This window comes from Streptomyces gilvosporeus, assembly GCF_002082195.1.
Taxonomy (GTDB): Bacteria; Actinomycetota; Actinomycetes; order Streptomycetales; family Streptomycetaceae; genus Streptomyces; species Streptomyces gilvosporeus.
Window position 1 is genome coordinate 3,497,931 of the sequence record NZ_CP020569.1, and the last position, 26,527, is coordinate 3,524,457.

Here is a 26,527-nt window from a genome sequence, read left to right on the forward strand (position 1 = left end):
TGCTGTGACTTCTGCGGCGTCCTGGGCGTGAGCGTTCGGCCGGAGTTCACGGCCGGGGTGCCGTCGGTACCGGGCTGCGTTCGGGCCGCATACGCCAGCGATGCCGCGCGGGGCCGCGCGGCATCGCTGTGTCGTACGAACGCGAGAGCATGGAAGCGGAAAGCGGGAGCGGAGGAGAGGAGCCTCGGTCCGGCCGTATGGTGCCGCGGCTCAGATGTCGATGTGGGGTGCCCGGAAGCCCTTGGGGAGCGGGGCCCTGTTGGTGCAGTCCATGGCGGGACCGACCCTGGTGGCCCCGTTGTCCAGCAGACCGAGTTCGGGCCATACCTCGCGCCGCTTGGAGGCCGTCGAGCAGTCCTTCTTCTGCTGGACGACGAAGTCGCCGTGCTTGGTGTGGATGGTCTGGCGGTTCTGAATGCAGGTGTCGGCGCCCAGAGCGGAGTGCTTGCAGTCGCCCTCGGGTCCTCCCGCGAACGCCTGGGTGGCGCCGGCGCCGGTCATGGCGAGGCCGCCCAGAAGAGCCGAGACGGCTGCGATCTTCTTCCGACTGAACATGTCTGCATTCCTTTGTGATCGATGCCCGGGCGGCATGGAGAGCGAGTCGGCCGACGCCCGGGCGCTGAAGGAGGCCGAAAAGCGGGTCCCGGTGCCCGTGCCAACGGCTCGGACACCGGGACCCCTTGCCATTACTTGCTGAGGGCGTAGTTGTTGCAGCCCATGCTCGAACCCTGGCGGGTCTCCTGCTTGCCCGGGTGGCCCTTGCCGTTCAGCGCGTTACCCAGCGCGCCGTTCAGGAGGCCGACCTGGCCGAGGATGTTGATGTTCAGGTCGTGCGACTTGCACTTGGTCTGCTGGCTGATGTCGACGTCCTTGCCCTTCCGGTGGTCCCCGTAGCTCTCCGGAGCGGGCTGGGGAGCCATGACCTGCGGGGCCGGCTGCGGCGCCGGCTGCGGAGCCATGACCTGGGGCTGGGGCGCGGGCTGGGGGGCCGGCTGCGGAGCATAGAACTGCGGGGCGGGCTGCGGCGCCGGCTGCGGGGCCATGGCCTGCGGGGCCTCGTGCGGCGCGTACGAGTTGCCGCCCGTCGCCGTGGCCCCGGCAGCGGACTGCGACGTGGCCCATGCAGCGACCTGCGGACCGTGAGAGGAACCCTGGAACTCGCCGTCGGCGAAGCCGATGCCGGTACCGAGGGTGGACAGACCGGCGACGGCTACGACGACGACCGCGACGTGCTGGAGTTTGCGCATGGAACCCTTGACCCTTCATGACATGTGCAGGGAGCCCTGACGTGACTACTTATTGTGAGCATATACACACTAAAAGTAGTCATTTGGGATTTCACTGCACTATGCACCTCGTGTCGGCCGATACCGGGCGCAACTCGGGCGTGCTACGCGGGTCATCACCCGAACCGCGGGATGCGATCTGCCGAAACAGCCCGAATGTCATGTCACATCCCCTCCCTGAACTCATTCATTGGGCGCATTCATGGGCTTATTGATTCGGCTCGTCGATTGGCCCGTTGACGAGGTCTGCCGATAGGGCTTGCGGTTGCCCCTTCCGCAGGGGCAACGAGATGTCCCCATGGGAGGGTCACGGGGGCCGATACGCCGTCACCCTTTTGCTCATTGACCACAATTGAGCGGCGCTCTTGGTAGTCATATTTACGACAGTGGGCGCAACTCTCTTGCCCTGCGTGCCCTTTCGAGGCGCCACAGGCCGTCTGCCTGCCCAGAGCTCAGGGCGCGGCCAGAGCCGCGTAATCGGGAAGGGATATGCCGGTGGAGAGAGTGGTCCCCTGATCGAGCATGGCGCGGACCGTGGCGGGGTCGTTCAGGGCGGCGTTACGCGCGTCGATGGCCTCCTGGGTGGCCGGGGCCAGGAATTCGCCGGTGCCACGGCCGCCTTCCTGGCAGGGGGTCACATAGGGGCGCAGCTGCTGTTCGTAACGGGCGAAGGCCGTGCGGTGATCGCCCGCCGCCAGGGCCAGTTCGCCCGCCAGGACATAGGCGCCGACCAGCGCGGAGCCGGTGCCCATGCCGCCCACCGTGGCACCGTATGCGGCGTCGCCGAGGAGGACGATCCGGCCGGTGGACCAGTGGGGCACATCGACTCGGCTGATGGAATCGAAATAGAGGTCGTCCGCGGCCCACAGGGTGTCGATGAGCTCCGGCGTCCGCCAGCCGCATCCCGTATACGCCTCGGCTATGGCCTTCTTCTGGGCGTTCGGATCGCGCCGGTCGTAAGACAGCTCCTGCTCCGAGGCGAAGACGCAGAAGGTCTCGCCCGTGTAGCCCGGATCGTGTGCGCGCCGAGGCGTACGGCCGACGGTGGCCAGCCGGCCGGGCTCGGAGTAGCCGACCGGGCGGGCACCGAGGTCGGTGGCGTCGGCGGGCAGGTCCCAACCGGCCACGTAGTAGCCGAGGTGGCTGACGAAGTCCCGCTCCGGGCCGAAGGCCAGCCGGCGGACCGTGGAGTGCAGCCCGTCGGCGCCGACGACGAGGTCGAATGTGCGCGCCGGGGCCCGCTCGAAGGTGACGTGGACGCCGTCGTCGGACTCGGTCAGGGAGGTGATGGTGTCGCCGAAGAGGTAAGCGGTGGAGGCGCTGGTGGCGCGCGTGGCGGAGCCGGTCTCGTCGGCGGGGGCACGCAGGCTGTGGTCGAAGAGGATGCGGGAGAGGTCCGAGCGGAGAATCTCCACCTCTCCTCCGGCGAACTCCGGTGGCAGTGCGGCCAGTTGGCGGCCTTCGGCATCGATGAAGGACATCGGGCTGCCGCCGGTGGCTCGTCGGCCGATTTCGTCCAGGAGGCCCATGCGCTCCAGCACGGACGTATGCACCTCGCCCCGGAAGTCCACGGCGAAGCCGCCGCCGCGCAGGGCCGGGGCCACCTCGATCACGGTGGGTCGATAGCCGTAATGCGCAAGCCAGTACGCCAGGGCGGGGCCCGCCACGCTGGCGCCGGAGATCAGGACCGTCCGGGGTCGGTCCGCGGGATTCGCCGTTTCATTCGCCGTTCCGTTCCGCACTGCTCGCTCCCCCTTGTGTAGCGGTCGGTTCGCCGTTGCCGGCCCGACCGTCAGAAACTGCGTCTGATGGATACCATATCCGCCGGACACTTATTTGTGTACCCTGGAAACAGTCCTGGAAACGGATGCGGGGAACTTCCCGAACGGGAGGCAGACTAGGAAGCGGGTTCGGGGGCGGGGCCGGAGGCGGTTTTAGGATGCGGGGGTGTCTGGAGACGACGAGAAGCGCAGCGTGTTCGGGGATCAGGCCGGCAGCGTGGAGCTGCTGTGGGGCGGGCGCGAGCGGCCCAGCCGTGGTCCGAAGCCGGCGCTGAGCCTGGAGCGGATCATCCGTACGGCCATGGCCCTTGCCGACGCCGGCGGGCTCGGGGCGGTTTCCATGCAGCGGGTCGCGGGCGAACTGGACTTCACCAAGATGTCCTTGTACCGCTATGTCCCGGGCAAGACGGAGCTGGTGGCGCTGATGGTCGACACGGCCATGGGCGAACCTCCGGCGGCGGCCGGCGGCGACTGGCGGACCGCGCTGCGCGAATGGGCCGAGCAGTTGGCGGCGGCGTTCCGGCGCCACCCCTGGCTGCTGGAGGCGACCGTCGGCCCGCGCGTCATGGGGCCCCATGAGCTCGACTGGGCCGAACGCGCCCTCGGCGCCCTGTCGGACACCGGCCTGAACGGCGGCGAACAGCTGGACGCCGTGGTCGTCGTGACCGGCCACGTCCGGGCCATCACCCAGATCTCGGCGTCGATGGGGCTGAGCAGTGCGCAGGCCAAGGAGCCTGAGCAGGTGATGGCCGCGGCCCTCAACGAGCTGCTCATCGGGCGTTCCGATCGCTTCCCGGCGCTCACCGCCGCTCTCGCCTCCGCCGAGGAGACCGATTCCCGCGACCAGTCCCTGGAGTTCGGGCTGGAGCGCATCCTGGACGGCCTGGAGGCGCATATCGCCCGGCGGGCGAAGGCCCCCGCCCCTGCCCGGGGACGCCGGCGCCGACCGACCGCCTGAGCGTTGGTCAGCGGCCCCTTTACCGCCGCCGCCTCGTGGGCGGCGGTTTCACAACCGCACCGTCCTGCGCGGCCGTTCCTTCGCACCCGCCAGCAGGCCGCGCAGTGCGGCGAATTCGTCGACGCATTTGGCGGTGCCGTTGACGACGCAGTCCAGCGGCTGGTCGGCGACGGTCACCGGGACGCCCATCTCCTGGTGCAGTCGCAGGTCCAGGCCGCGTAGCAGGGCGCCGCCGCCGGTGAGTGCGATGCCGTTCTCGATGATGTCGCCGGAGAGTTCGGGCGGGCAGGCGTCGAGGGTCTGGTGGACGGCGCGGATGATGGCGTCGACCGGCTCGGTGAGGGCGTCGCGGATTTCGTCCTCGGTGATTTCCTGGAGGCGGGGCAGCCCGGTGATGTGGTCGCGGCCGCGGACGGTGAAGGAGGTACGGGGCGGCGCCGTATCGGCACCGTCGCCCTCCCCGTCGCCGTCACCGTCGTCGTCAGGGGCGGTACGGGGAGCGGGGATCCGGACCGCCGAGCCGATGGCGATCTTGATGTCCTCCGCCGTGCGTTCGCCGATGGACAGCGCATGCTTCTTCTTGATGTGCGCGGCGATGGCGGCGTCCAGGGCGTCGCCGGCGATCCGTACGGACTGGGCGGTGACCAGGCCGCCCATGGAGACGACGGCAACCTCGGTGGTGCCGCCGCCGATGTCGACCACCATGCAGCCGACGGGCTCGTCGACGGGCAGGCCCGCACCGATGGCGGCGGCCATCGGCTCCTCGATCAGATGGACCTCGCGGGCACCGGCGCTGCGGGCGGAGTCGATCACCGCACGGCGCTCGACTCCGGTGATGCCGGAGGGTACGCAGATGACCACCCGGGGCCGGGCGAAACGGCGGGTGGGCAGGGCCTTCTTCAGCAGGGCGCGCAGCATCTGCTCGGCGGCGTCGAAGTCGGCGATGACGCCCTCGCGCAGCGGGCGCATCGCGCTGATCCCGGAGGGCGTGCGGCCGATGGTGCGCTTGGCGTCCGATCCGACGGCGATGATCTCGCCGGTGGCGCTGACGGCGACGACGGACGGTTCGTTCAGCACCACGCCCTTGCCGCGGGCGTAGACCAGGGTGTTGGCGGTGCCGAGGTCGATGCCGATGTCGTAGGCGCCGGACCGGTCGGCGGAGGTGCCGGACGACGTTCTCGAGGAAGTGCTGGACGCCATGGGGAGTTCGGGTGCTCTCTCTCGACGGGACAACGATCGTCCGGGGGACGATCGACTTGGACGACGACCGACCGGGGAGCGAACGCCGCGGGGACGGTCGCCTCGGGAACGGTCTTCGGGCATTGTGACGCAGACGGACCTATTGGGTCACCAAAGGTGAATGCCGCTCATTGATACACATTGATATCCAATGACGTCCATTGCGGGCACTCAAGAAGACTACTGGGCGGGCGGAATAGTTCCCTCCGCTCCTCCGTCCACCGCTCGTCTGTGCCCGCCGCGCCCCCGGGAGAGGGCCGCCGCGAGGTCATCGAGGGCGTCCACGAGGAGGCCCGCGGCGCGCAATGCGACGCCCTGGCCGGCAGATTCCGCGTCCCAGCGCTCCCATACGGCACGCAGCGCGCTCCAGTCCAGCCGGTCGCGTTCCCGTACGGCGTGCGCGGCGCGTTCAAGGGCGGGGCGGAGTTCGGCGGCGAAGGCGGCGGCGCCGGGGGACGGTTCGGCGTCCTTGCCGGGAAGGTGAGCCTCCATGATCATCGTGACCCGGCCCATGGTGGCCAGCGCGGCGCCGGCGGCGGTAGCCGCGGTGCGGGAGAGGCCGCGGTGGCGTACGGGTTCCTTTTCGGCGCGGGCCACGCTCTCCTCCCAGGCGGCGCGGGCCGCACGGGCGTCGAGGAGGGCCTCGCGGACCTGGCGGGGGCGGCCTTCGGCGGGACGGGCGTAACGGTCCAGCACTGCCAGCGCATAACGCCCGTTCGTCGTCAGCCATTCGGCGAGGCGGTCGCGCAGCCTGGGCGTCTCCCAGGCGGGGAACAGCGCGTACGACAGCATCGCGAGCAGCCCGCCGAGGAGGGTGAGCACCACGCGTTCCTCGACGGTCTGGGTCCAGCCCTCCCCGGCGATGCCCAGCAGGAAGATGACGTAACCGGCCACGCAGGCCGAGGTGACCGAGACGCCGGTGCGCATCAGCAGGTACATCAGGAAGACGAAGACGACGGCGAGCCCGGCGCAGACATTCGGCCCGGGGTGGGCAAGGGCCAGCAGGCCGCCGCTGACGGTGACGCCGACGAGGGTGCCGATGAAACGGGCCACCCCGCGCGCATAGGTCTGGCCGAAGTCGGGGCGCATCACCATCACGGAGGTCAGCGGCACCCAGTAGCCGTGGCCGAACGGCAGGGCGGCGCCCAGGAGATAGCCGCAGACGGCGACCGTGCCGACCCGCAGGGCGTGCCGGAAAATGGGCGAGGACCAGCGGGTCTCGCGGTGCAGGGCGCGCAGGGCGACCGGGACGAGCCGGGGGACGCTGGGGCGCAGCAGATGGCTGCCTTCTTCCCGCCCGCCCGGCCCGCGTTCCGCCTCGGTGGTGGGGCGGGTGGCCTGGACGGGCTCGTCGGTGAGTTCGACGGCGTCGGCGAGCAGGGAGATCAGGCGGTATGCGGAGCGGCGGGCGGCGCCGTGCAGCATCGGGCCGGAGGCGGGGACCTCCAGTGTGGCCATCGCCTCGGGCGGCAGGCGTACCGGACTGTCATGCCGTACGGCGTGCGCGACGGCGTCCAGGACGGTGCCCGCGGCCTGGAGGAGGTCGCGGGCGCGGTCGCGTTCGGGGCCCTCGGCCGGGGCGCCGACGACCGGGTCGGCGAGGGAGGCGAGCACCGGCCGGACGCGTTCGGCCAGGCCCCGGGGACCGTGCAGCTGGACGGGGCGTCGCCGGGCCTGACGGGGCGTCACCGCGGAGGCGAGGCGGGCGTCCATCAGGGGCGCCGGGTCGAAGGGTGCCACCGGGTCCTGTCGCAGCCGGCGGGCGTAGTCGGCCTCGGCGGCCAGCGCATCGGCGAGCGCATCGCGCTGCACCCCCCAGGGCCGGACCGGGAAGACGAGGATGAGCGCGGCCTGGACGAGACCGCCGCAGAAGATCAGGGCGGCGTGTTGCAGCGCCTCCAGGACGGAGGTCGGCAGGGTGACGGTGACCAGCATGATCGCCACCGTCAGGGTGCCTGCCAGGCCGGAGACCGGGCCGATCGCCCAGGCCATCCCGGCGAGCACGGTCCAGCCGGCGAGGAGCACCACGAAGGCCGGGAGGTGGGCGGCGACCAGATAGCCGAGGAAGGTGGAGACGGCCAGGGCACCGGCGACGGCGAGCGCCAGGACGGGCCGGGGCCGCATACTGCGCTGGAAGGTGACGAGCCCGGAGGCGAAGGCGCCGAAGGCGGAGGAGACCGCCAGGGCCGGACTGCCGCGCCACAGACACACCCCGATGACGAGGGCCACGCCGGCCGCACCGCGCACCGCGATCACCGGTGTGAGCTTGGCGCGCTCGATGGTCAGTCCGGAGCGGGCGGTCTGCTTCAGCGCGCTGGACCAGGTCATACCGAGAGAATACGGGCGGATACGCTGAGGAACGGGGTCCCTGACCGGCCCGCCCGCGCCGCCTGTACCGGGAAAATGACGGTAAACCTGGTGTCCGCTGACCGTAAAACGTCACAGGTCAGGGCCGTGTGCCCGGAATTTCGCGGTCCGGTGCGACGAATCCGACACCTCACGCAGGAAACTTCCCGCCGCGCCCTCCCCTCTTGCTGGCCGACCGGGGCTCGACCCGGTCGCATCGGCAAGGAGAAGGCGTCGTGCGCAAAGCCCTGTTCACCCCGGTGGTCGCCCTGATCACCCTGACCGTTCTCGCCAGTACGGCCGGCTGCGGGACCGACACGCCCAAGGCGGCCCCGGTACGGTTCGCCGACCCCGGGCCGGGCACCGCCTCGCAGGCCTCGGCGCCGGAGAAGAACAAGCGGTCCCTGGTGCAGTTCCCCACCCGGCCGATCACGTTCAGGGAGGAGAGCCGGGTCGGCGGCGCCGGCCGGAACACCCCGATCGGCGTGACCACCCTGCACGGCCCCAAGTCGGGCTTCACCGGGAAGGTATGGGTGTGGGCGCCGCCGGAGTACTACGAGAAGCGCAACGCGAACAAGGGCTTCCCGGTGATGGAGGCGCTCCCCGGCGCCTACGGATACCCGGTCAACTACTGGATCGGCTCCGACCTCAAGCTGGAGGAGAGCCTCGCCCAGTGGTCGCAGAACGGCACCAGCCTGCCGTTCATCCTCGTCATGCCGGTGCTCAACCCCAATGACAAGCAGTACTACGACGGCAGCGATATCCCCGGCCAGCCCAAGATCGGCACCTGGCTGAGCAAGGACGTGCCCGATCTCGTACGGCAGAACTTCCGCACCCTCAAGACCCGCGACGCCTGGGCGATCATGGGCTCTTCGTCGGGCGGGTTCGCGGCGCTGAAGAACGTGCTGCAGAACCCCGAAACGTTCAAGGTGGCCATCCCCAACGGCCCCGACATCGTGCCCGACTCCCCCCTCTGGAACGGCCACGCTCGCGAGGAGCGGGAGAACAACCCCGAGGTCCTGGCCCGCCGGCTGATAGCCCGCGGCGGGCCGAAGGTCTATCTGGCCTTCCAGGACGGCTCGAAGGAGTACACCATCCTGCCCAAGGTGCGCCGCTTCATCGCCCAGTACGGCCACGGGCCCATCACGACACGCTTCCAGATCATCCCGAACGGGACACACAGCGCGGCGACGTATGTCCAGGGCATGGGCGAGGGCACGATGCAGTGGGTCAGCGCCCACATGCGGGGGCCTACGGCCTGACGTTGTTGGGTTTCTCCCCACGTTGTCGTCTGCGGCGCCGTGGGGGTTGCGCTTTGCCCGCCTTCGGCGGGCGGGGGTGGGTCGGCCGCCGCGGTCGTGTGCACCCGGTGTGGGTGCGGCGTCAGGCCTCCAGGACTTCGTCCCTACAGCCCGCCGCCTCCCCACCGTCGTCGACCTCCCGGCCAGGGGGAGGAAGGTACAAACGACGGCCGCCGGGTGAAGACTCAGGGAAACCCACCAGGTAACCCCCACCCCGGGGCGGTCGCCGAACCGGACGGGAGGGGCCGGGCTGGAGCGACGAAGTCGTGGAAGACCGGCCCCGCACCCACACCACACAGCAGGCGACCAACCCCGAAACCCACCCCGATCCCGCCGCCAGGCGGGGCACAAAACACCGCAACAAACACGGCGCCGCACCCGGCAATGTCACGACTGGGGCGGCCCAAACCCACCCTGCGGCGGAGCCATCGGCGGCCCGGGCGGAGCCATCGGCGGCCCCGGCGGAGCCATCGGCACAGGCGGAGCCCAGGGCGGAGCCATGGGCGGACCACCCATCGGCGGACCAGGCGGAGCCATGGGCACACCGGGCGGGGCCATCGGCGGAGCCATCAGCGGAGCCATCGGCGGGGACCACCCCGGGGCGACCGCTTCGCCCCGGCCCAGCAGCGCCACCAGCGCCACCGAGCCGAAAAGATCCAGCAGCAGCTGGGCGTGGTTGAGGAGGTCCATGCCCGGGAATTCGTTGCCGATCTTGAAGAGCGTGCCGGTGCTCGCCATGGCGATGACGGCCAGGACGGCGTTGGGGAACAGCACGATGCCCAGGCCGATGCCGAGGCCGCGGGCGGCGTTGCCGCGCAGCAGGGCGTTGAGCGCGGCTACCGCGGTCAGCAGCAGGAAGACCGCCGAGTACCAGCCGGGGGCCAGCTGGGTCAGGGAGGTGAGCAAGCCGCCCTGGCCGAGGTAGAAGGCCGTGAGCGAGCCGCTGCCGAACTGCACCAGTACATAGATGTGCCAGATGACGTAGCACAGCGCCATCACCCCGAGCAGCAGACCGCAGACCACACCCGCCGCCTTGAGGGGGCGCTTGGGCGGGTCGCTGGGCTTCGGCTGCGGCCAGGCGCGCATACCGGCCAGCAGCACGATCCCGGCGACGAAGGAGAGGAGGACCAGCCCCATGCAGCTGACGAAAACGCCCTTGAACGTCGACGAGTAGGTGTCGGCGTTGCGGAACCACCGGTCGTCGCTGGTGTGCTGTCCGGTGCTGATGACGGTCTGGAGGGCGACGGCGAAGGTGAGGGTGGTGGCGACGGCGAGCAGGCCGCCGGCCGAGCGCTTTCCTGCGAGGGCCGCGAACACCGCCGTCAGCTGAAGGACGGCGAGGCCGAGCAGGAGCGGGTTGGTGACCTCGTCCCGGCCGGCGCCGCGCCGGGCGGTCCAGGTGTCCCAGAGGCCGTCGATACCGAACGCGTTGATATCGGTGACCAGCCAGATGGCGGTCCAGAGGAAGAACAGCAGGCAGATGATTCCGCCGGTGATACGGGCACCCTTGGCGAGCGCCATGGGTTGGTGCATAGGTCCCCCTGGAGATGTGTGCTCCGCCGCCGTGCCGGTGCGGTGCTCGCCGGCGTGTGGACACGCCGACATGTCGGTGTTCTGCCAACGGAGCACGGTAGCAATCCGGCCATCCTCGGTCTCCCCCGGAGCTGCGCGGGGGCTGGGAAGGGGCGGACCCCCTTCCGGCGAGGGCCGGCAGGGGGTCCGGTGCGGGCCGGACGGGGCCCGGCGGGGTGTCAGTGGTTGCGGGGGAAGCCCAGGTTGATGCCACCATCCGACGGGTCGGGCCAGCGGGTCGTGATGACCTTGCCGCGGGTGTAGAAGTGCACGCCGTCGTTGCCGTAGATGTGGTGGTCGCCGAAGAGCGAGTCCTTCCAGCCGCCGAAGGAGTGGTAGCCGACCGGCACCGGGATCGGGACGTTGACGCCGACCATGCCGGCCTCGACCTCGAGCTGGAAGCGGCGGGCCGCGCCGCCGTCCCGGGTGAAGATGGCGGTGCCGTTGCCCCAGGGCGAGTTGTTCATCAGGGCGATGGCGTCGTCGTAGGTGTCGACGCGGACGACGGAGAGCACCGGGCCGAAGATCTCGTCGCGGTAGGCGTCCATCTCGGGCGTGACGTGGTCCAGCAGCGAGATGCCGATCCAGTGGCCGTCCTCGTAGCCCTCGACGGTGTAGCCGGTGCCGTCGATGACGACGTCGGCGCCCTGGGCCGCGGCGCCCGTGACGTAGGAGGCGACCTTGTCGCGGTGGACCTTGGTGATCAGCGGGCCCATCTCGGAGGCCGGGTCGTCGCCGGGGCCGATGCGCAGCTTGTCGGCACGCTCCTTGATCTTGCCGATCAGCGGGTCGGCGGTGTCGCCGACGGCCACGACCACGGAGATCGCCATGCAGCGCTCGCCCGCCGAGCCGTAGGCCGCGTTGATCGCGGAGTCCGCGGCCAGGTCGAGGTCGGCGTCCGGGAGGACCAGCATGTGGTTCTTGGCGCCGCCCAGGGCCTGGACGCGCTTGCCGTTGGCGGTGCCGGTGGTGTGGATGTACCGGGCGATCGGGGTGGAGCCGACGAAGGAGACCGCGGCGATGTCCGGGTGCTCCAGGATGGCGTCGACGGCCACCTTGTCGCCGTTGACAACGTTCAGCACCCCGTCGGGCAGGCCCGCCTCGGCGGCCAGCTCGGCCAGCTTGAAGGCGGCGCTGGGCACCTTCTCGCTGGGCTTGAGGACGAAGGTGTTGCCGCAGGCGATGGCGAGGGGGAACATCCACATCGGCACCATGGCCGGGAAGTTGAACGGCGTGATGCCGGCCACGACGCCGAGCGACTGGCGGATGGCGGCCACATCGACGCGGGTGGAGACCTGGGTGGACAGCTCGCCCTTGAGCTTCTCGGGGATTCCGCAGGCCAGCTCGACGATCTCCAGGCCGCGGGCCACCTCGCCGAGGGCGTCGGAGTGCACCTTGCCGTGCTCGGCGGTGATCAGCCGGGCGATCTCCTCGCGGTGCGCATCGAGCAGTTCGCGGTACTTGAACAGCACCGAGGTGCGCTTGGCCAGCGAGCTGGTGCCCCAGGTCGTGAACGCTTCCTTGGCGGCGCGGACGGCCGCGTCGACCTCCTCGACCGAGGCGAAGGCGACCTGCTTCTCCTGGGCACCGGTGGCCGGGTTGTAGACCGGGCCGTAGTTGCCGGAGGCGCCCTCGACGGGCTTGCCGCCGATCCAGTGGCTGATGGTCTTCATTGTCGGGGCCTTTCGTACGGTGAGGCGAGCGGTTGTCACAGGTGGCGACGGCGTGCGGCGGCGTGGCGGTCGTACGCTGCGCGGGCGGCGACCGCGGCCGGACGCGTCGCGGTCTCGGCAACGGGTACATCCCACCAGGCCTGGGCCTCGGGCGCGCCCGGCACTGTGTCGGCCGTTTCGGTCTCGACATAGACACATGTGGGGCGGTTCGCGCCACGCGCCTCGGCGAGCGCCGCGCGCAGCTCGCCGACCGTGGCGGCGCGCAGGACGTGCATACCGAGCGAGGCGGCGTTGGCGGCGAGATCCACGGGCAGCGGCGCGCCGGTGTATCTCCCGTCCTTGGCGCGGAAGCGGTAGGCGGTGCCGAAGCGCTCGCCGCCCGTCTGCTCCGAGAGCCCGCCGATGGAGGCGTATCCGTGGTTCTGGATGAGGACGAGGGTGATGTTGATGCCTTCCTGGACCGCGGTGACGATCTCAGTGGGGTTCATCAGATATGTACCGTCGCCGACCAGCGCCCACACCGGCCGGTCGGGGGCGGCGAGCCGGACGCCGAGGGCGGCGGGGATCTCATAGCCCATGCAGGAGTAGCCGTATTCCAGGTGGTACTGCCTGCGGGACCGGGCGCGCCAGAGTTTGTGCAGGTCACCGGGGAGGGAGCCGGCGGCGTTGATCACGATGTCGGTGTCGTCGACGAGGGCGTCCAGAGCGCCGAGGACCTGTGTCTGGGAGGGCCGTACGGTCTCGTCCGCGGCGGCGTAGGCGGCGTCCACCCGGCGCTCCCATTCCGCCTTGGCCGCGCCGTAGGCCGCCTCGTAGTCCTGGGCCACGCGGTGGCCGGACAGCGCCCGGGTGAGCGCTTCGAGTCCGGCGCGGGCGTCGGCGATCAGGGAGACGGCGCCGAGCTTGTGGGCGTCGAAGGAGGCGATGTTGAGGTTGAGGAAGCGGACCTCGGGGTCGGCGAAGAGGGTGGCGGAGGCGGTGGTGAAGTCGGTGTAGCGGGTGCCGACGCCGATGACCAGGTCGGCCTCGCGGGCCAGGGCGTCGGCAGTGGCGGTGCCGGTGTGGCCGATGCCGCCGACGTCGGCGGGGTGGTCGTGGCGCAGCGAGCCCTTGCCGGCCTGGGTGGAGGCGACGGGGATGCCGGTGGTGTCGGCGAAGGCGCGCAGCGCGTCCTCGGCCTCGGAGTGGTGGACGCCGCCGCCCGCGATCAGCAGGGGGCGGCGGGCGGCGCGGACGGCCCGTACGGCATCGGCGAGGGCGCGGGGGTCGGGCGCGGGGCGGGTGATGCGCCAGATGCGGTCGGCGAAGAACTCCTCGGGCCAGTCGTACGCCTCGGCCTGGACGTCCTGCGGCAGGGCGAGGGTGACGGCGCCGGTCTCCACCGGATCGGCGAGCACCCGCATGGCCTGGAGGGCGGCGGGGATCAGCGCCTCGGGGCGGGTGATCCGGTCGAAGTACCGGGAGACCGGGCGCAGCGCGTCGTTGACCGACACATCGCCGGCGGAGGGGACTTCGAGCTGCTGGAGGACCGGGTCGGCGAGGCGGGTGGCAAAGCTGTCGCCGGGCAGCAGCAGGACGGGCAGGCGATTGACGGTGGCGAGCGCGGCGCCGGTGACGAGGTTGGTGGCGCCGGGCCCGATGGAGGTGGTGACGGCCTGGGCGGAGAGACGGTCGCACTGGCGGGCGTAGCCGACGGCGGCGTGCACCATGGCCTGTTCGTTGCGGCCCTGGAGATAGGGGAGGGCCTCGCCGGACTCCAGGAGGGCCTGGCCGATTCCGGCGACGTTGCCGTGGCCGAAGATGCCCCAGCAGGCGTTGATCAGGCGGTGTTGCCGGCCGTCGCGCTCGGTGTACTGGTGGGCGAGGAACTCCACCAGGGCCTGGGCGACCGTGCGGCGGCGCGTCGTCGGGGCGTTCATCGGGCGGCTCCTGCGGGTGCTTCGTAGAGGGGGAGGCGGGGGTCGACGGGCTGCTCGGGCCAGGTGGCGCGGATCCAGCCGTGGTCGGGGTGGTCGCAGATCAGCCATGCGCGTTCGTCGCCCGGCCCGGCCATCACGTTGAGGTAGTACATGGCGTGCCCGGGGGCGGCGATGGACGGGCCGTGCCAGCCGTCCGGGATCAGCACGGCGTCGCCGCTGCGCACCTCGGCGAGCACCTCGGTGCCGCGGCCGCGGCCGGACGGGGTGACGCGCTGATAGCCGACGCCTGCCGTGCCGTGCGCGGACTCGATCTCGAAGTAGTAGATCTCCTCCAGCTCGGACTCCTCCCCCGGGCGGCACTCGTCGTGCTTGTGCGGCGGGTAGGACGACCAGTTGCCGCCGGGGGTGAGCACCTCCACGGCGATCAGCTTGTCGGCCTCGAAGACGTCCGCGGCGGCGAAGTTGTTGACCTGGCGGGAGCAGGTGCCCGTGCCGCGCAGCTCCACGGGGACGGCGGAGGCGGGTCCGTAGCGGGCCGGGAGGCGCCGTGTGCAGCGGGCGCCGGTGAGCGCGAATCGCCCGCCGGCGCCGGCGGCGATCTGGACGTGGGCGTCGCGCGGGACGTAGGCGAAGTCCGTCACCCCGCTGAACACGCTCTCCCGGCCGGCCAGTTCGAAGATCTCGCCGTCGTCGGTGCGCACCGTGCAGCCGCCGGACAGCGGCAGCACGATCCATTCGCTGTCCCCGGTGGCGAAGGAATGGCCGGCGCCGGGCGGCAGATCCAGGACGCGGAGGGAGGAATACCCCCAGCCGGCCCGCTCGGGGTCGATGTCCAGGGCGTAGGGACCGTCGGCCGCCCGCCCCGCCTTGACGTGGAATTCCGTGTTCTCAGCGCTCATAACTCCAAGTCTCCTACCCACCACTGACAGTCAGTGAAGTCCGGCGGATTCCGGCGGATTCGGGGGTCACAGAAGGCCGACGGCGGTGTCGACGGCCGCCGCCACGTCCCCGTCGGCGGGGTAGAGCAGCGAGCGGCCCACGACCAGCCCGTGCACGGTCGGCAGCCGCAGCGCCTTGCGCCATTTCTCGTACGCGGCCTCCTGGTCCTCGACGGTCCGCCCGATGTCGCCGCCGAGCAGGACGGTGGGCAGCGTGGAGGTCTCGCAGACCCGGGCCATCGCGTCGGGGTCGTCGGTGACCGGGAGTTTGAGCCAGGTGTAGGCGGAGGTGCCGCCCAGGCCGGAGGCGATGGCCACGGATCTGGTGACCGCCTCGGCGCTCAGGTCGTTGCGGACCACGCCGTCGATCCGGCGGGAGACGAACGGTTCGACGAAGGTGGGCAGTCCGAGGGCGGCCATCGCGTCGATGGTGCGGGCGGTGGTCTCCAGGGTGGTCAGCGAGCCGGGGTCGCCGAAGTCGATGCGCAGCAGCAGTTTGCCGGCGTCGAAGCGGAGCCGGGCGAGGTCCTCGGGGCGGTGGCCGGTGAAGCGGTCATCCATCTCGAAGGAGGCGCCCGCGAGGCCGCCGCGGTTCATCGATCCCATGACGACCTTGCCGTCGAGGGCACCGAGGAGGAGCAGGTCCTCCAGGATGTCGGCGGTGGCGAGGACGCCGTCCACGCCGGGCCGCGAGAGCGCGAGGACCAGGCGTTCGAGCAGGTCGAGGCGGTTGGCCATGGCCAGTTGCCGGTCGCCGACGGCGAGCGCGCCGCGGGCGGGGTGATCGGCGGCGACGATCATCAGCCGGCCGCGCTCGCCGAGCAGGGGGCGGCGGGTGCGGCGGGCGGCGGCCTCCGCGACGGCTTCGGGGTGCCGGGCCCGGAGCGCCGGGAGGTCGCTGATCCGAGGGGTCAAGGCTCAACTCACCTTCTTCACGTACAGGGGTGGGGCGGCCGGGGCGGACGCGGCCGTGGGGTGGCTCCGGGGCGTCGGCCGCCACCGGGCGAAGCGGGCCCGGGGCGCTCACCCCGCGGCCGTCGGGCTACCTCTCGGCGAGAAAGGCATCGACCTCCTCGGCCGTGGGCATCGCGGAGGAGCAGGCCAGCCGGGTGGCGACGAGGGCGCCGGCGGCGTTGGCGTAGCGCATGGTCCGCTCCAGGTCCCAGCCGGCCAGCAGCCCGTGGCACAGGGCCCCGCCGAAGGAGTCGCCGGCGCCGAGCCCGTTGACGACCTCGACCGGGGTGGGCGGGACCTCGGCGCTGCGGCCGTCCCGGTGGACGGCCAGCACGCCCCTGGGCCCCTGTTTGACGACGGCCAGCTCCACGCCCATGTCCAGCAGCGCCTTGGCGCAGGACTTGGGGTCGCGCAGCCCGGTGGCGACCTCGGCCTCGTCGACATTGCCCACCGCCACGGTGGCGTGGCGCAGCGCCGCTTCGTAGAACGGGCGGGCGGTGGCCCTGGCCTCGGCGCCGCGCGCCCCGCCGTCCCCGGAGGCGCCGCCCTCGCCGCCCCAGAACATCGGCCGCCAGTCGAGGTCGAAGACGGTGATGCCGGACCGGGCGCGGGCCTCCAGGGCGGCGAGGGTGGTGCCGCGACTGGGTTCCTCGCACAGCCCGGTGCCGGTGATCCAGAAGATCCGGGCCGCCGTGATGGCGTCCAGGTCCAGTTCCTCGGGGTGCATGACCAGGTCGGGGGCCTTGGGGCGGCGGTAGAAGTAGAGCGGGAAGTCGTCCGGCGGGAAGATCTCGCAGAAGGTGACCGGCGTCGGGAGGTCCGCCACCGGGCTCACCCACCGGTCGTCCACGCCGAAGTCCCGCAGCGCCTGGTGGAGATAGTCGCCGAACGGGTCGGTTCCGGTGCGTGTGATGACGGCGCTGCGGCGACCGAGCCGGGCCGCGGCGACGGCCACGTTGGCCGCGGAGCCGCCCAGGAACTTCCCGAAGGTCTCCACCCGGGCCAGCGGCACGCCGGTCTGGAGCGGATAGATGTCGACCCCGATGCGGCCCATCGTGATCAGGTCGTACGGCTCGGTCATATGCGCCCCTTCGGGTCGGCCGGCGCGGCGGGTTGGGCGGTTCGGCTCTGAGGAAAGGTCTAACGGTGTGGATCAGACCCTGTCAACAGTTTGTCCTTACATTCTGACGTCACTCCTTGCGCGCCCCACACCGGGGCCCGCACCGGGACGCCGGGATCCGCGCCGAGACGGACGGCACCGCGCCCGCATGACAAAGTCCTTAAGTCCTTATGTCAGGACGAAGTCTTGACACTCCCCGGGGCGCCAGCGAGGCTGAGCCCCACAACCCGCCCCCCGACCAGCCCCCAGCGCCTCCCGGTCACCGCCGACCGGCGAGAGGAGAGCCGCAGCATGTCCGCACCCCGTGCCGCCTCGCCCGTTCTGGACCGCATCCGCGTCGGTTCCGCCCCCGACTCCTGGGGCGTGTGGTTCCCCGACGACGAGCAGCAGGTCCCCTGGCAGCGCTTCCTGGACGAGGTCGCCGACGCCGGTTACGAGTGGATCGAGCTCGGCCCGTACGGCTATCTGCCCACCGACCCCGCCGTCCTGCACGAGGAGATCGCCCGCCGCAGCCTGAAGGTCTCCGCCGGCACGATCTTCACCTCGATGCACCACGGCCCGGACGCCTGGGAGAAGACCTGGGCCCACGTCAACGAGGTCGCCACCCTCACCCGGGCCATGGACGCCCGCCACCTGGTCGTCATCCCCTCCTTCTGGCGCGACGACAAGACCGCCGAGGAGCTGGAGCCGCGCGAGCTGACCGTGGAGCAGTGGAAGCACCTGACCACCGGCATGCAGTGGCTGGGCAAGCGGGTCCAGGACGAATTCGGCCTGGAGATCGTGGTGCACCCGCACGCCGACACCCATATCGACACCGAGGAGCATGTCGCCCGCTTCCTGGACGGCACCGACTCCGGGCTGGTCAACCTCTGCCTGGACACCGGGCATTACGCCTACTGCGGCGGCGACAGCGTCAAACTGATCCGCACCTACGGCGAGCGGATCGGCTACCTCCACCTCAAGCAGGTCGACCCGGACATCCTCGCCGACGTCGTCGCCAAGGGCACGCCCTTCGGCCCGGCGGTCAAGCAGGGCGTGATGTGCGAACCGCCGCTCGGCGTCCCGGCGCTGCCGCCCGTCCTGGAGGCCGCCCAGGAGCTGGACGTCGACCTCTTCGCCATCGTCGAGCAGGACATGTACCCCTGCCCGCCGGACCAGCCGTACCCCATCGCCGAGCGCACCCGGCGCTTTCTGCGCTCCTGCGGCGCCTGAGCCGCGGCCCGCATCAGCCCGTAACGAACCGCCGCACACGAAGACTTGAGGGACGACATGACTTCGCAGGGAACGCTGGGCGTGGCCGTCATCGGCACCGGCCGGATGGGCGCCGACCACGTACGCCGTATCGACGAGGTGATCAGCGGCGCCCGGGTGGCCGCCGTCGTGGACATCGACGAGGCCCGCGTCAAAACCGTCGCCGACGGCATCGAGGGCGCCGTGCCCTATACGGACCCGGCCGCCGCGATGGCCGACCCGGCCGTGGACGCCGTCCTCATCGCCTCCCCCGGACCCGCCCACGAAGCCGCACTGCTCACCGCCTTCGACCACGATCTTCCCGTGCTGTGCGAAAAACCGCTCACCCCCGATCCGGCGTCCGCGCTGCGCGTCATGGAGGCCGAGCAGAAGCTGGGCCACCGCCGTGTCCAGGTGGGCTTCATGCGCCGCTACGACGCCGACTACCGAAGGCTCAAGGCCCTCCTGGACCGGGGCGCCTACGGCCGCCCGCTGATGCTGCACAACAAGCACCGCAACGCCGACACCCCACCGGGCTTCACCGACGCGATGACGATCCACGACTCCGCGGTGCACGAGATCGACGTCACCCGCTGGCTGCTGGACGACGAGATCACCGCCGTACGGGTGCTGCGCCCGGCCCCCTCCGCCAACGCGGCGGAAGGGCTGAGCGACCCGCAGCTGATCCTCTTCGAGACCGCGGGCGGCCGGCTCGTGGACACCGAACTCTTCGTCACCTGCGGCTTCGGCTACCAGGTCGGGTGCGAGGCGGTGTGCGAGGGCGGTACGGCCCGGATCGGCGACGACCACGGGGTCTTCGTCAACACCGCCGGCCACTGGGGCGGCGCCATCACCCCCGGTTTCGTCGAGCGCTTCGAGGAGGCGTACGACCGGCAGGTGCAGCACTGGGTCAACGCCACCCGGCGCGGCGAGGTCGAGGGTCCCAGCTGCTGGGACGGCTATGCGGCGGCCGCGGTGTGCGCGGCGGGCGTGCGCGCCCAGGAGTCCGGCGAACGGGTCGCCGTGGAACTGGTCGAGCGTCCCGCGCTGTACCGCTGACGATGGCGACCCCCACCCGCCGACTGGCGTCCGACGGGCCGCTCCGGAGCGCCCCGGCCCGTCGCACCCGGCGTTTCCTCGTCGGCATCGCTGCCATAGCCGCCCTCGGCGGCGCCCTGTTCGGTTACGACACCGGGGTCGTCTCCGGCGCCCTGCCCTTCATGGAGCGGCACTTCGGCCTCGGCTCCCTGGGCGAGGGCGTCATCACCAGCGCCCTGCTGATCGGCGCCGCCTTCGGCTCGCTGGCCGGCGGGCGGATGTCCGATGCGCTCGGGCGGCGCACCTCCCTGCTGTGGGCGGGCGCGGTGTTCATCGGCGGCGCGCTGGCCGTGGCGCTCGCGCCCACCGTCCCGTTCATGGCCGTGGCCCGGTTCGTCCTGGGCCTCGCCGTGGGCAGCGCCTCGGTCATCACCCCGCTGTATCTGTCGGAGATCGCGCCCCCGCACATCCGCGGCCGGCTGGTCTCCTTCAACTCCCTGATGATCGTCAGCGGTCAGCTGCTCGCCTACCTCATCAACGCCGTGCTCGCGCACTGGGCGGCCTGGCGCTGGATGCTGGGCCTGGCGGCGCTGCCCGCGGTGGCGCTGTTCGCCGGACTGTTCTTCCTGCCGGACACGCCGCGCTGGTACATCAGCAAGGGACGCCGGGACGAGGCGGGCGCGGTGCTGGCCCGTACGCTCCCGGCCGAGGAGGTCGCCGGCGAACTGGCCCGGATCGACCACGCCCGCGGCCTGGAGGCCGCCGCCCGGCGCGGCGCCTGGCAGGAACTGCGCACCCCGTGGATCCGGCGGCTGCTCCTGGTGGGCGTCGGACTGGCGGTCGTCCAGCAGATCACCGGCGTCAACGCCGTCATCTATTTCGCGCCCAAGATTCTCGCCGCGACGGGACTGGGCACCAATGCCGCAATCACCGCCACCATTGCCGTCGGCGTCGTCTCCGTCCTCGCCACCGCCGTCGGAATGTCGCTGATCGACCGGGTGGGCCGCCGCCCCATGCTGATCACGGGCCTGGCCGGAATGGCGTTCTCCCTCGCGCTGCTCGGCGCGGCATTCCGGCTTCCGCACTCCCCCGCCGTCAGCATTCTCGTCCTGGGGCTGATGGTTCTCTACATGGCCTTTATGCAGGCCACGTTGAACACCGGCGTCTGGCTGCTGCTCGCCGAGATGTTTCCGCTCGCGGTCCGCGGACTGGCCATGGGGACCGCGGTATTCATGATGTGGCTGATCAATTTCACGGTCGCGCTGACCTTTCCGGTGCTGCTGGACGCGGTCGGCGCCGGCACCACGTTCTGGCTCTTCGGGGTGGCGTGCGTGCTGTCCCTGCTCTTCTGCAAGCGGTATGCGCCGGAGACGAAGGGGCTGGCCCTGGAAGACCTGGAGGACGAACTGCGGAAGGGGGCTGCGGGGGCGTGAATTCCGGGTCGGCTGCTTTCTTTTCGCGGCCGCTGAGTTCCTCTCGTCGGCGCTGATCCTTTTCCTGAGGGAGAGCGTTCGTATCCGGCCGCACCACCAGATGGCGGGCCGCTCCCGGCCGGGAACCGGGAGCGGCCCGCCACCGTTGTGTCACAGCCGTCCCATGCCCGTCACGGCTGTCACCGTTGCGCGGATCTTCCGTCACAGCCGTTCAACAGCCCCTCCCCGATGCTCACTCTGCGTCGTTGACCGAGCACGGGCTGAGGGGCCATCAGGCTGAATGGCCATCAAGCCGTGAGTGATCGACACGTCGTACGCAGCACCTCGTCGGCTCCCCGGGCCGGCCCTGCGATCGGCGCCAAGGAGGTACAGAGATGATCGACGGAATGCTCTGGTCCTACAAGGAGATCGCCGCACACATCCAGGTGCAGCCGGACACCGTGCGCTCGTACCGCAAACACGGGCTGCTGCCCGAGCCCGATCTCGTGGAGTGCGGCAAACCGTTCTGGTTCGCCGATACCGTCAGAGCCTGGGTGGCGCGCCGGCCCGGCCACAGAAGCCGGCGCGCGCGGGCGGACTGACGGCCGCTCGCGGCTCGTGGGCTCCGCCCGGCGCGGGGCCTACGATCGCCGCATGACCCACCCGATAGTGCAGGACCCGCCTCCGCAGCCCGCCCGGATGGCGGTGATCGGTGCCGGCGCGATCGGCGGCTATCTCGCCGCCCTCGCCCACTGGTCCGGCCTCGACGTCACCGTGTGCGTGCGCAGCCCCCTGGACACCCTCACCGTCGAGTCCGGCGGCGAGGAGCGTACGGCGGCGGTACGGATCGCCACCGCGCCCGCCGAGGTCGCGCCCGTCGACTGGGTGCTGCTGACCACCAAGGCGCAGGACACCGCGAGCGCCGAGGGCTGGCTGCGGCGGCTGTGCGGGCCGGGCAGCACCGTGGTCGTCGTACAGAACGGCGTCGGGCACCGCGAGCGGGTCGCCCCGTACGTCCCGGAGGGCACCGAGATCCTGCCGGCCCTGGCGTACATCGCCGCGGAACGCCTGGCTCCGGGCCGGATCCGGCATCACATCGCCAGCGAACTCCAGGTCCCCGCGGGCCCGTTGGCCGACCGGTTCGCCGATGCGCTGGCGGGCGGTGAGCCGACGGTGCGGCCGGTCGCCGACTTCACCACCGCCGCCTGGCGCAAGCTGCTCACCAACCTCGGGGCCAACCCCCTCACCGCCCTCCTCCAGCAGCGGATGGGCATCTTCGCCGATCCCGGTATGGCCGCGCTCGCCGGCGATCTGCTGCGCGAGGCGGCGGTCGTGGCGCGGGCGGAGGGCGCGGACATCGGCGAGCGGGACGTCGCCGACACCCTGGAGATCTACCGGGTGGTGCCGCCCGACGGAGGTTCCTCCATGCTCTACGACCGCCTCGCGGGCCGCCCCATGGAGCACGAGTACCTCACCGGCGCGGTGGTCCGGGCCGGTGAACGGCACGGCATCGCGACCCCGTTGAACGGCATGCTGCTCACCCTGCTGCGCGCGGTCGACCGCGAACTACGGGGCTGAGCCCGGCACCGGGTGCGCCCTAGGAGGGCGGCGCCGCGGAGCCGCGGACCTCCAGGGAGGGCGCCGCCAGCCCGTGGTCGGCGGGCCGTCCGGGGTGTTCCATACGGTCCAGGAGGCGCTGTGCGGCGCGGCGTCCCACGTCGTGGCTCGCATTGTCGACGGTGGTCAGCCACAGGTGCCGGATGCGGGCGAGATAGGTGTTGTCGCAGCCGACCAGGGAGAGATCGTGGGGCACTTCCAGGCCCAGCTCCCGGGCGGCTGAGAGCGCGCCGACGGCGGAGAAGTCGTTGAAGGCGAAGACCGCGGTGGGACGTTCGGGGGTCGCGGCCGGGCGTCCGCCGAGCATCCGGACTGCCGCGCGGTAGCCGCCCTCCTCGGTGCCGTCGCCCGGCTCGACCGTCGGCTCCCCGCCGAGTCCGTGCTCGCGCATCGTCGCCTCGAAGCCGCGCCGGCGCAGTTCGCCGACGCTGCCCGGACCGGCGATATGGGCGATCCGGCGGTGGCCCAGCCCGATGAGGTGTTCGGTGGCCAGCCGGGCGCCCCGTTCGTCGTCGTTGGCGACGGTGTCCACTCTGGGCAGCCGGGGGTCGTGGCTGCCCGCGACGACGGTCGGCAGGCGCTCGGCCAGCTCGGCGAGTGCGGCGGTGTCGGCGTCGGGCAACGTGCCCACCGCGACCACGCCGTCCACCCGCAGCTCCAGGAACGTCCGGGCGATGTCCTCGCCGGTACGGCGGCCCAGCCGGCTGTCGGCCATCAGCATGCGCAGGCCATGAGCACACAGGACGGAGTTCAGCCCGTCCAGCAGCTCGACGAACCAGGGGTTGCGCAGATCGTCCAGCAGCACGCCCACGGTGTGCGTACGGCGCGCCACCAGGCTGCGGGCCGCCGCGTTGGGCCGGTAGCCCAGCTCGTCGATCGCCTCCAGGACGGCCTGCCGCTTGGCGTCGCTGACCCGCGGTGAGCCCTGGAGGACCAGGGAGACCAGGGATTTGGAGACGCCGGCGCGCTCGGCGACGCCGCGGATGGTCGGGGCGTGAGGCCCATTGGACCGTTCCATGGGCGGAGATCCTGCCATCGGGCCGCGGTGGCGTCAACGGCCCGGCCGCGGCTCGTACGTCCTCTTCAACTCCCCTGGTGCACAAGGATTGACATGCGGACATCCGGACATGCAAGGTGCCGGGGAAGCGAGCCATTGGACCGTTCCAATACCCTACAGCGGGAGGACCCGACCATGAAGATCGGCCTGATCGGAACCGGGCGCATCGGCGCATTCCACGCCGCGACCCTCCACGACCTGGAAGGCGTCACCGACCTCGTGGTCGCGGATGCGGACGCCGCCCGCGCCGCGTCGCTGGCGGCCTCGCTCGGCGTACGGGCCGCCCCGGGCATCGCAGAGATGTACGCGGAGGGCCTGGACGGCGTGGTGATCACCGCCGCGACCAGTGCGCACGCCGCGCTCATCCATCAGGCCCTGGACGCCGGGGTGCCGGTGTTCTGCGAGAAGCCGGTGGCGCTGGACGTGCCCGGCACCCTCGGCGTGGTGGAGCGGGCCGCGGCCGGGAGCGTGCCCGTGCAGATCGGCTTCCAGCGGCGCTTCGATGCGGGCTACCGCGCCGCCCGCCGGGCGCTGCGCTCCGGCGAACTGGGCTGGCTGCACACCCTGCGCGCCTGCACCAGCGACCGGACGCCGCCGCCGGCCGCCTATATCCCCACCTCCGGCGGGCTGTTCCGGGACTGCAGCATCCATGACTTCGACATCCTGCGCTGGCTGACCGGACGCGAGGTGGTCTCGGTCTTCGCCCAGGGCGCCAACCGCGGGGCGTCCTTCTTCGCCGACGGGGACGACGTCGACACCTGCGCGGCGCTGCTGCGCTTCGACGACGACACCCTGGCCACCGTCACCGCGACCCGCTACAACGGCGCGGGCCACGACGTCCGCCTGGAGGTCTGCGGCTCCAAGGACGCCCGCTTCGTGGGCCTGGACGACCGGGCGCCGCTGCCGTCCGCGGAGCCGGAGCTGTCGTGGCGGCGGTCGGCCGCGCCGTACGCCACCTTCATGGAGCGCTTCCAGGATGCGTACGTCACGGAGCTGGGCGTCTTCGCCGAGGTCGCGGCGGGGCGGGCGCCGAACCCGTGCCCGCCCGCCGACGCGCTGGAGGCGCTCTATGTCGCCGAGGCATGCGACCGCTCCCGCCGGACCGGGCAGCCGGTCGCCGTGGCGGACCTCCGCACCGCGGCCGGTAACGGCGGTACGGCGCCGGGCACATGAGCCGCGCCGCCCGTTGCCGGCCGGCACCCCCACCGCGCGCCGCCGGCCGGCAACAGGCAACCGTCAGCTGTCAACTGCCGGCCGTCCCCCGTCAGTCCAGCACCACCCGCCAGTTGTTGGCCCGCATCAGCCGCCCCTTGGGGTACTCGATCTCGCACTCCTCCTGGAAGCCGAATCCCGCCTTGCGGCATACGGCGTTGGACGCGGCATGCGCCACCGACGGGAAGGCATACAGCGCACGATGCCGCCCCTCGGCCCTGGCCACGGCTATGACCTCCCGCGCCGCGGCCGCCGCGATCCCGCGCCCCTGGAACTCGGGCAGCACTCCCCAGCCCGTCTCATACGCCCGCTCGCCCCGCCAGGTGAGCTCCCAGTAGCCGACCGAGCCCACCACCGCCTCTCCGGCCCGGCCCGCCGGGCCGCCGTCCGCTGCTCCCGGCCCCGTCTCCGTATCCGTACCGTCCGCCGCCAGCACCACCCGGAACATCCGCCCCGGCCCGTCGAGCGCGAGATACCGCGCGTGCCGGGCGGCCACCTGCGCCTCGGTTTCCGGGCCGCCCAGATGCTCGGTCATCACCGGGGTGTTGAGCCTGTGCAGCAGGTCGATGTCGTCCGCCGTCCACTCCTCGATCCGCACCCGAGGTGCGCCTGTTCCCCTCGTCATGCAGTCAACGGTAGGACCTGCCACTGACAATCGGCCGCCACTAGGACAGCGGGCTGCGGGGTCGGCCGCCACGGCCGTTCGCCACGTCGAAGTCCCTGGTCAGAGCGGTCTTCGGGGTGCGTTGGCGGCCGCGGCCGTCCGCCCCGCCCGCGCCCCCGTCGCCGTCCCCCGCCGCCTTGTGCGCCCCGCCCGCTCCGGCCCGGTCGCGCCCGTCCGCCGATGCCCGCACGGCGGCACGGCGACGCGAGATCCACTGGAGGGCCGACCCCGCCGCGGCGACCGCGCAGGAGACGCCGATGCCGATGCCCGCGGCGTAGAGCGGATCGCCCGCGGCGGCGCTGCCCATGTAGCCGAGGCCGACGGAGTAGGTCGCCCACAGCGCCTCGGCGAAGCCGGCGCCGATCACATATTTGCGCAGCGGATAGCGCAGGACCCCGGAGGCCAGCGCCCCGGCGATGCGTCCGCTGGGCAGGAACCGCACGCCGATGACGAACGGCAGGCCGTAGCGCTGGATATGGGCGGAGGTCCACTGCAGCAGCGCCCGGCGGCGGGGGCTGCGCTGCATCCAGGACCGTACGGGTCCGCCGAACCGCCGCGCGAGGAGGTACATCAGCACATCCCCCAGCAGCGCGCTGCCCGCGACGATCAGCAGGATCAGCGGCAGGAGCGCCTGCCCCTGGGAGGCGAGTACTCCGGCTGTGACAAGGAGCGCGGAGTTGGGGACCAGCGGTGGCAGGGTGGTGAGTGCCAGCAGGCCGTAGGCCATGAGATCCATCCGGCCGCCTCCTCGGATCCGCCCCGAGTTCGTACCCCCAAGGCTGACGCGTGGCGGTGCGCTCGGCAACGCGTGGCGGACCGGGCTTGGATTGATACCCCCTAGGGGTATAAAGTGAAGACGGAACATCGGCACCACGAGGAGAATCCCATGACTGCCACGTCTGCCACCCCCGACGCAGCCGCCACACCGGCCACCGGCTCCTGCTGCACCCCCGGCGGCTCCTGCGGCACCGGTGCCGGGTCCGCCGCCCCGTCCGGCGAGGTGACCACCACATACCGGGTCACCGGGATGACCTGCGGCCACTGCGAAGGGGCCGTCTCCTCCGAGATCGACGAGATCGAGGGCGTGACCTCGGTGCAGGCCGTCGCCGCCACCGGTCTGGTGACCGTCACCTCCACCGCCCCGCTCGACGACGAGGCCGTGCGCGCGGCCGTCGACGAGGCCGGCTACGAGCTCGTGGGCCGGGCCTGA

23 protein-coding genes are annotated in these 26,527 nt (G+C 71.6%); 9 read left to right on the top strand and 14 right to left on the bottom strand.

Going from position 1 to position 26,527, the window contains the following annotated elements:
• Positions 1 to 210: 210 nt before the first annotated feature.
• From B1H19_RS15425 to B1H19_RS15435, 3 genes are all read right to left on the bottom strand, one after another.
• Positions 211 to 555 carry a hypothetical protein gene (locus tag B1H19_RS15425; protein WP_083105289.1) on the bottom strand — a complete coding sequence of 115 codons (345 nt, stop codon included), beginning with the start codon at positions 553 to 555 and terminating at the stop codon, positions 211 to 213.
• Between the two features lie 131 nt (positions 556 to 686).
• Entirely contained in the window at positions 687 to 1,247 is a 561-nt protein-coding gene (locus B1H19_RS37950; protein WP_107426001.1) for a hypothetical protein, read from the bottom strand.
• 491 nt (positions 1,248 to 1,738) lie between these two features.
• Positions 1,739 to 3,028 (bottom strand): FAD-dependent monooxygenase, encoded by a 1,290-nt coding sequence (locus tag B1H19_RS15435; protein WP_083105290.1) that lies wholly within the window; start codon positions 3,026 to 3,028, stop codon positions 1,739 to 1,741.
• 205 nt (positions 3,029 to 3,233) lie between these two features.
• Between B1H19_RS15435 and B1H19_RS15440 the strand changes: the two genes are divergently transcribed.
• Positions 3,234 to 4,025 (top strand): TetR/AcrR family transcriptional regulator, encoded by a 792-nt coding sequence (locus tag B1H19_RS15440; protein WP_237289318.1) that lies wholly within the window; start codon positions 3,234 to 3,236, stop codon positions 4,023 to 4,025.
• A gap of 48 nt (positions 4,026 to 4,073) precedes the next feature.
• On the opposite strand, the gene mreB is transcribed toward B1H19_RS15440, so the two are convergent.
• Both mreB and B1H19_RS15450 read right to left on the bottom strand, forming a co-directional pair.
• Positions 4,074 to 5,225 carry a rod shape-determining protein gene (mreB, locus tag B1H19_RS15445; RefSeq protein ID WP_083105291.1) on the bottom strand — a complete coding sequence of 384 codons (1,152 nt, stop codon included), beginning with the start codon at positions 5,223 to 5,225 and terminating at the stop codon, positions 4,074 to 4,076.
• 219 nt (positions 5,226 to 5,444) lie between these two features.
• Entirely contained in the window at positions 5,445 to 7,592 is a 2,148-nt protein-coding gene (locus tag B1H19_RS15450) for an FUSC family protein (RefSeq protein ID WP_083105292.1), read from the bottom strand.
• 254 nt (positions 7,593 to 7,846) lie between these two features.
• Between B1H19_RS15450 and B1H19_RS15455 the strand changes: the two genes are divergently transcribed.
• The gene (locus tag B1H19_RS15455) at positions 7,847 to 8,872 is read left to right on the top strand and encodes an alpha/beta hydrolase (RefSeq protein WP_083105293.1); all 1,026 of its coding nucleotides are present in this window, start codon (positions 7,847 to 7,849) and stop codon (positions 8,870 to 8,872) included.
• 426 nt (positions 8,873 to 9,298) lie between these two features.
• Here the strand turns inward: B1H19_RS15455 and B1H19_RS15460 are convergent, their stop codons facing one another.
• The 6 genes from B1H19_RS15460 to iolC all read right to left on the bottom strand — a co-directional run bounded on the left by B1H19_RS15460 (position 9,299) and on the right by iolC (position 17,048).
• Positions 9,299 to 10,432, bottom strand: coding sequence for a hypothetical protein (locus B1H19_RS15460; protein ID WP_083105294.1), 1,134 nt, complete (start codon positions 10,430 to 10,432; stop codon positions 9,299 to 9,301).
• 230 nt (positions 10,433 to 10,662) lie between these two features.
• Positions 10,663 to 12,156, bottom strand: coding sequence for a CoA-acylating methylmalonate-semialdehyde dehydrogenase (locus B1H19_RS15465; protein ID WP_083105295.1), 1,494 nt, complete (start codon positions 12,154 to 12,156; stop codon positions 10,663 to 10,665).
• Between the two features lie 35 nt (positions 12,157 to 12,191).
• Positions 12,192 to 14,075: a 3D-(3,5/4)-trihydroxycyclohexane-1,2-dione acylhydrolase (decyclizing) gene (iolD, locus tag B1H19_RS15470; RefSeq protein ID WP_083105296.1), complete on the bottom strand. Its 1,884-nt coding sequence runs from the start codon at positions 14,073 to 14,075 to the stop codon at positions 12,192 to 12,194.
• Positions 14,072 to 14,974, bottom strand: coding sequence for a 5-deoxy-glucuronate isomerase (iolB, locus tag B1H19_RS15475; protein ID WP_083105297.1), 903 nt, complete (start codon positions 14,972 to 14,974; stop codon positions 14,072 to 14,074). The genes iolD and iolB overlap by 4 nt, the downstream gene beginning before the upstream one ends.
• Before the next feature lie 66 nt (positions 14,975 to 15,040).
• Positions 15,041 to 15,928 (bottom strand): Cgl0159 family (beta/alpha)8-fold protein, encoded by an 888-nt coding sequence (locus B1H19_RS15480; protein WP_083105298.1) that lies wholly within the window; start codon positions 15,926 to 15,928, stop codon positions 15,041 to 15,043.
• 127 nt (positions 15,929 to 16,055) lie between these two features.
• Entirely contained in the window at positions 16,056 to 17,048 is a 993-nt protein-coding gene (iolC, locus tag B1H19_RS15485) for a 5-dehydro-2-deoxygluconokinase (RefSeq protein WP_083105299.1), read from the bottom strand.
• 330 nt (positions 17,049 to 17,378) lie between these two features.
• Between iolC and B1H19_RS15490 the strand changes: the two genes are divergently transcribed.
• From B1H19_RS15490 to B1H19_RS15510, 5 genes are all read left to right on the top strand, one after another.
• Entirely contained in the window at positions 17,379 to 18,299 is a 921-nt protein-coding gene (locus B1H19_RS15490) for a sugar phosphate isomerase/epimerase family protein (protein ID WP_083105300.1), read from the top strand.
• A gap of 57 nt (positions 18,300 to 18,356) precedes the next feature.
• A complete protein-coding gene (locus tag B1H19_RS15495) occupies positions 18,357 to 19,376 on the top strand; it encodes a Gfo/Idh/MocA family protein (RefSeq protein ID WP_083105301.1) in 1,020 nt (339 codons plus the stop codon).
• 2 nt (positions 19,377 to 19,378) lie between these two features.
• Complete coding sequence (locus tag B1H19_RS15500; protein WP_083105302.1) at positions 19,379 to 20,788, top strand: sugar porter family MFS transporter; 1,410 nt, start codon at positions 19,379 to 19,381, stop codon at positions 20,786 to 20,788.
• Positions 20,789 to 21,162: 374 nt separating this feature from the next.
• Positions 21,163 to 21,369 carry a MarR family transcriptional regulator gene (locus tag B1H19_RS15505; protein ID WP_083105303.1) on the top strand — a complete coding sequence of 69 codons (207 nt, stop codon included), beginning with the start codon at positions 21,163 to 21,165 and terminating at the stop codon, positions 21,367 to 21,369.
• A gap of 52 nt (positions 21,370 to 21,421) precedes the next feature.
• Positions 21,422 to 22,345 carry a 2-dehydropantoate 2-reductase gene (locus tag B1H19_RS15510; RefSeq protein WP_159028061.1) on the top strand — a complete coding sequence of 308 codons (924 nt, stop codon included), beginning with the start codon at positions 21,422 to 21,424 and terminating at the stop codon, positions 22,343 to 22,345.
• Positions 22,346 to 22,364: 19 nt separating this feature from the next.
• Here B1H19_RS15510 and B1H19_RS15515 read toward each other — a convergent pair whose 3' ends face one another.
• On the bottom strand, positions 22,365 to 23,402 hold the full coding sequence (locus tag B1H19_RS15515; protein ID WP_083105305.1) for a LacI family DNA-binding transcriptional regulator: 1,038 nt from the start codon (positions 23,400 to 23,402) through the stop codon (positions 22,365 to 22,367).
• 174 nt (positions 23,403 to 23,576) lie between these two features.
• On the opposite strand from B1H19_RS15515, the gene B1H19_RS15520 reads away from it, so the two are divergent.
• Positions 23,577 to 24,614: a Gfo/Idh/MocA family protein gene (locus B1H19_RS15520; RefSeq protein ID WP_083105306.1), complete on the top strand. Its 1,038-nt coding sequence runs from the start codon at positions 23,577 to 23,579 to the stop codon at positions 24,612 to 24,614.
• Positions 24,615 to 24,705: 91 nt separating this feature from the next.
• On the opposite strand, the gene B1H19_RS15525 is transcribed toward B1H19_RS15520, so the two are convergent.
• Both B1H19_RS15525 and B1H19_RS15530 read right to left on the bottom strand, forming a co-directional pair.
• Entirely contained in the window at positions 24,706 to 25,278 is a 573-nt protein-coding gene (locus B1H19_RS15525; protein WP_083105307.1) for a GNAT family N-acetyltransferase, read from the bottom strand.
• A gap of 40 nt (positions 25,279 to 25,318) precedes the next feature.
• Positions 25,319 to 26,053 carry a DedA family protein gene (locus tag B1H19_RS15530; protein ID WP_083105308.1) on the bottom strand — a complete coding sequence of 245 codons (735 nt, stop codon included), beginning with the start codon at positions 26,051 to 26,053 and terminating at the stop codon, positions 25,319 to 25,321.
• 150 nt (positions 26,054 to 26,203) lie between these two features.
• On the opposite strand from B1H19_RS15530, the gene B1H19_RS15535 reads away from it, so the two are divergent.
• Entirely contained in the window at positions 26,204 to 26,527 is a 324-nt protein-coding gene (locus tag B1H19_RS15535) for a heavy-metal-associated domain-containing protein (protein WP_083105309.1), read from the top strand.